At 43.3% G+C, this 430-nt stretch carries 1 pseudogene; it reads right to left on the bottom strand.

What is annotated here, in order from left to right:
• A pseudogene (locus CWB80_RS21730) lies at positions 1–325 on the bottom strand (DUF2931 family protein); the annotation flags it as partial.
• Positions 326–430: the final 105 nt, after the last annotated feature.

Raw genomic sequence — 430 nt, 5'->3', positions numbered from 1 at the left:
TATCTAATTTATATCCCGCCTTATCTATGGCCACTTCACCGTAATAAATTCTATTTTCTGATTTATCGAGCCATTCAACCGCCACTTTTTCCGGGAATTTTTGGTCGTATACACCAACTGTCGCTCTTGTCTCTCCATAACAGCAACCAATAGCCCCTGATGGTATGCCCCATGTATCATCAAATACCACTGAGCGCCCCCAAATAGCATTTCCATTCTCAGTGCCTACGCCTGCTACCATGTAATCTATTTTTCCCGTTGACGAGCAACCTGCTAAAAACAAAGCACATGCAATTGAGATGAGTGGTTTTATAAACTTGTCCATAGTCGGTTTTTATTTATTCTCGCGCCATTGCGCTTGCCCTGAGCCTAGTTCATGTAATACACGATCAGTTCTATTTCTTCCCGAGGGCGCATTGGATAGCCAAAC

The sequence above is a fragment of the Pseudoalteromonas sp. S1650 genome, assembly GCF_005887195.1.
In the GTDB taxonomy this organism is placed as follows: Bacteria; Pseudomonadota; Gammaproteobacteria; order Enterobacterales; family Alteromonadaceae; genus Pseudoalteromonas; species Pseudoalteromonas simplex.
The sequence above is the reverse complement of the archived record's forward strand: the minus strand, read 5'-3'. Positions and strand labels throughout refer to the sequence as shown.